Raw genomic sequence first — 5053 nt, forward strand, 5'->3', positions numbered from 1 at the left:
AGCGAGGACGCAGTGGATTGTCAACCCTATTCCGGTTGGCTGTCCCGCTCTTCTATGGTGCTCTCCCGATTACGGGAAAACATTCATGGAGAGTTTGATCCTGGCTCAGGACGAACGCTGGCGGCGTGCTTAACACATGCAAGTCGAACGATGAAGCCCTTCGGGGTGGATTAGTGGCGAACGGGTGAGTAACACGTGGGCAATCTGCCCTTCACTCTGGGACAAGCCCTGGAAACGGGGTCTAATACCGGATAACACTCTGTCCCTCATGGGGCGGGGTTAAAAGCTCCGGCGGTGAAGGATGAGCCCGCGGCCTATCAGCTTGTTGGTGGGGTAATGGCCTACCAAGGCGACGACGGGTAGCCGGCCTGAGAGGGCGACCGGCCACACTGGGACTGAGACACGGCCCAGACTCCTACGGGAGGCAGCAGTGGGGAATATTGCACAATGGGCGAAAGCCTGATGCAGCGACGCCGCGTGAGGGATGACGGCCTTCGGGTTGTAAACCTCTTTCAGCAGGGAAGAAGCGCAAGTGACGGTACCTGCAGAAGAAGCACCGGCTAACTACGTGCCAGCAGCCGCGGTAATACGTAGGGTGCGAGCGTTGTCCGGAATTATTGGGCGTAAAGAGCTCGTAGGCGGCTTGTCACGTCGGATGTGAAAGCTCGGGGCTTAACCCCGAGTCTGCATTCGATACGGGCTAGCTAGAGTGTGGTAGGGGAGATCGGAATTCCTGGTGTAGCGGTGAAATGCGCAGATATCAGGAGGAACACCGGTGGCGAAGGCGGATCTCTGGGCCATTACTGACGCTGAGGAGCGAAAGCGTGGGGAGCGAACAGGATTAGATACCCTGGTAGTCCACGCCGTAAACGTTGGGAACTAGGTGTTGGCGACATTCCACGTCGTCGGTGCCGCAGCTAACGCATTAAGTTCCCCGCCTGGGGAGTACGGCCGCAAGGCTAAAACTCAAAGGAATTGACGGGGGCCCGCACAAGCAGCGGAGCATGTGGCTTAATTCGACGCAACGCGAAGAACCTTACCAAGGCTTGACATATACCGGAAAGCATCAGAGATGGTGCCCCCCTTGTGGTCGGTATACAGGTGGTGCATGGCTGTCGTCAGCTCGTGTCGTGAGATGTTGGGTTAAGTCCCGCAACGAGCGCAACCCTTGTTCTGTGTTGCCAGCATGCCCTTCGGGGTGATGGGGACTCACAGGAGACTGCCGGGGTCAACTCGGAGGAAGGTGGGGACGACGTCAAGTCATCATGCCCCTTATGTCTTGGGCTGCACACGTGCTACAATGGCCGGTACAATGAGCTGCGATGCCGCGAGGCGGAGCGAATCTCAAAAAGCCGGTCTCAGTTCGGATTGGGGTCTGCAACTCGACCCCATGAAGTCGGAGTTGCTAGTAATCGCAGATCAGCATTGCTGCGGTGAATACGTTCCCGGGCCTTGTACACACCGCCCGTCACGTCACGAAAGTCGGTAACACCCGAAGCCGGTGGCCCAACCCCTTGTGGGAGGGAGCTGTCGAAGGTGGGACTGGCGATTGGGACGAAGTCGTAACAAGGTAGCCGTACCGGAAGGTGCGGCTGGATCACCTCCTTTCTAAGGAGCATCTTGGTTCTCTTCGGGGAATCCAGAGACCATTTCGTCGGCAAATGTTCGACGGTGGTTGCTCAAGGGTGGAACGTTGACTATTCGGCACGACAGGTCAATCACTGCAAGTACTGCTTCGGCGTGGAACGTGGTGGGGGATCGGTCGGGTCGGGCACGCTGTTGGGTATCTGAAGGTATGGCCGTATGGCTGCCTTCGGTTGCCGGCCCCAGTGCACTCACCTGTAAGGGTGGGGTGATGGGTGGCTGGTCGTTGTTTGAGAACTGCACAGTGGACGCGAGCATCTGTGGCCAAGTTTTTAAGGGCGCACGGTGGATGCCTTGGCACCAGGAACCGATGAAGGACGTGGGAGGCCACGATAGTCCCCGGGGAGCTGTCAACCAAGCTTTGATCCGGGGGTTTCCGAATGGGGAAACCCGGCAGCCGTCATGGGCTGTCACCCGCTGCTGAACACATAGGCAGTGTGGAGGGAACGCGGGGAAGTGAAACATCTCAGTACCCGCAGGAAGAGAAAACAACCGTGATTCCGGGAGTAGTGGCGAGCGAAACTGGATGAGGCCAAACCGTATGCGTGTGATACCCGGCAGGGGTTGCGCATACGGGGTTGTGGGATCTCTCTTTCATAGTCTGCCGGCTGTGAGACGAGTCAGAAACCGTTGGTGTAGGCGAAGGACATGCGAAAGGTCCGGCGTAGAGGGTAAGACCCCCGTAGCTGAAACATCAACGGCTCGTTTGAGAGACACCCAAGTAGCACGGGGCCCGAGAAATCCCGTGTGAATCTGGCGGGACCACCCGCTAAGCCTAAATATTCCCTGGTGACCGATAGCGGATAGTACCGTGAGGGAATGGTGAAAAGTACCGCGGGAGCGGAGTGAAATAGTACCTGAAACCGTGTGCCTACAAGCCGTGGGAGCGTCGCTGTATGTGCTTGCACATGCAGTCGTGACTGCGTGCCTTTTGAAGAATGAGCCTGCGAGTTAGCGGTGTGTAGCGAGGTTAACCCGTGTGGGGAAGCCGTAGCGAAAGCGAGTCCGAATAGGGCGATTGAGTTGCACGCTCTAGACCCGAAGCGGAGTGATCTAGCCATGGGCAGGTTGAAGCGGAGGTAAGACTTCGTGGAGGACCGAACCCACCAGGGTTGAAAACCTGGGGGATGACCTGTGGTTAGGGGTGAAAGGCCAATCAAACTCCGTGATAGCTGGTTCTCCCCGAAATGCATTTAGGTGCAGCGTCGTGTGTTTCTTGCCGGAGGTAGAGCACTGGATAGGCGATGGGCCCTACCGGGTTACTGACCTTAGCCAAACTCCGAATGCCGGTAAGTGAGAGCACGGCAGTGAGACTGTGGGGGATAAGCTCCATGGTCGAGAGGGAAACAGCCCAGAGCATCGACTAAGGCCCCTAAGCGTACGCTAAGTGGGAAAGGATGTGGAGTCGCAGAGACAACCAGGAGGTTGGCTTAGAAGCAGCCACCCTTGAAAGAGTGCGTAATAGCTCACTGGTCAAGTGATTCCGCGCCGACAATGTAGCGGGGCTCAAGCGTACCGCCGAAGTCGTGTCATTCATACACATAGGGCCAACGCCCGTATGGATGGGTAGGGGAGCGTCGTGTGCCGGGTGAAGCAGCCGCGGAAGCGAGTTGTGGACGGTTCACGAGTGAGAATGCAGGCATGAGTAGCGATACACACGTGAGAAACGTGTGCGCCGATTGACTAAGGGTTCCTGGGTCAAGCTGATCTGCCCAGGGTAAGTCGGGACCTAAGGCGAGGCCGACAGGCGTAGTCGATGGACAACCGGTTGATATTCCGGTACCCGCTTTGAAACGCCCAATACTGAATCAGGCGATGCTAAGTCCGTGAAGCCGGCCCGATCTCTTCGGAGTTGAGGGTAGTGGTGGAGCCGACGAACCAGACTTGTACTAGGTAAGCGATGGGGTGACGCAGGAAGGTAGTCCAGCCCGGGCGGTGGTAGTCCCGGGGTAAGGGTGTAGGCCGTGTGGTAGGTAAATCCGTCACACATTAAGGCTGAGACCTGATGCCGAGCCGATTGTGGTGAAGTGGATGATCCTATGCTGTCGAGAAAAGCCTCTAGCGAGTTTCATGGCGGCCCGTACCCTAAACCGACTCAGGTAGTCAGGTAGAGAATACCGAGGCGTTCGGGTGAACTATGGTTAAGGAACTCGGCAAAATGCCCCCGTAACTTCGGGAGAAGGGGGGCCATCACTGGTGATCCGATTTACTCGGTGAGCTGGGGGTGGCCGCAGAGACCAGCGAGAAGCGACTGTTTACTAAAAACACAGGTCCGTGCGAAGCCGTAAGGCGATGTATACGGACTGACGCCTGCCCGGTGCTGGAACGTTAAGGGGACCGGTTAGTGCACTTTCGGGTGTGCGAAGCTGAGAACTTAAGCGCCAGTAAACGGCGGTGGTAACTATAACCATCCTAAGGTAGCGAAATTCCTTGTCGGGTAAGTTCCGACCTGCACGAATGGCGTAACGACTTCTCGACTGTCTCAACCATAGGCCCGGTGAAATTGCACTACGAGTAAAGATGCTCGTTTCGCGCAGCAGGACGGAAAGACCCCGGGACCTTTACTATAGTTTGATATTGGTGTTCGGTTCGGCTTGTGTAGGATAGGTGGGAGACTTTGAAGCGGCCACGCCAGTGGTTGTGGAGTCGTCGTTGAAATACCACTCTGGTCGTGCTGGATGTCTAACCTGGGTCCGTGATCCGGATCAGGGACAGTGTCTGATGGGTAGTTTAACTGGGGCGGTTGCCTCCTAAAGAGTAACGGAGGCGCCCAAAGGTTCCCTCAGCCTGGTTGGCAATCAGGTGTTGAGTGTAAGTGCACAAGGGAGCTTGACTGTGAGACCGACGGGTCGAGCAGGGACGAAAGTCGGGACTAGTGATCCGGCAGTGGCTTGTGGAAGCGCTGTCGCTCAACGGATAAAAGGTACCCCGGGGATAACAGGCTGATCTTCCCCAAGAGTCCATATCGACGGGATGGTTTGGCACCTCGATGTCGGCTCGTCGCATCCTGGGGCTGGAGTCGGTCCCAAGGGTTGGGCTGTTCGCCCATTAAAGCGGTACGCGAGCTGGGTTTAGAACGTCGTGAGACAGTTCGGTCCCTATCCGCTGTGCGCGTAGGAATATTGAGAAGGGCTGTCCCTAGTACGAGAGGACCGGGACGGACGAACCTCTGGTGTGCCAGTTGTCCTGCCAAGGGCATGGCTGGTTGGCTACGTTCGGAAAGGATAACCGCTGAAAGCATCTAAGCGGGAAGCCTGCTTCGAGATGAGTATTCCCACCACCTTGAGTGGTTAAGGCTCCCAGTAGACGACTGGGTTGATAGGCCAGATGTGGAAGCCCGGTAACGGGTGGAGCTGACTGGTACTAATAGGCCGAGGGCTTGTCCTCAGTTGCTCGCGTCCACTGTGTT

At 56.9% G+C, this 5053-nt stretch carries 2 rRNA genes; both read left to right on the plus strand.

Annotation, left to right across the window (positions count from 1 at the left end):
* The first annotated feature begins 82 nt into the window (after positions 1 to 82).
* Positions 83 to 1608, plus strand: a 16S ribosomal RNA gene (locus BFF76_RS16010).
* Between the two features lie 298 nt (positions 1609 to 1906).
* A 23S ribosomal RNA gene (locus tag BFF76_RS16015) occupies positions 1907 to 5031 on the plus strand.
* The 16S and 23S rRNA genes sit together here, the layout of an rRNA operon.
* Positions 5032 to 5053: the final 22 nt, after the last annotated feature.

Source organism: Streptomyces mutomycini (assembly GCF_001700505.1).
Classification (GTDB): domain Bacteria; phylum Actinomycetota; class Actinomycetes; order Streptomycetales; family Streptomycetaceae; genus Streptomyces; species Streptomyces mutomycini.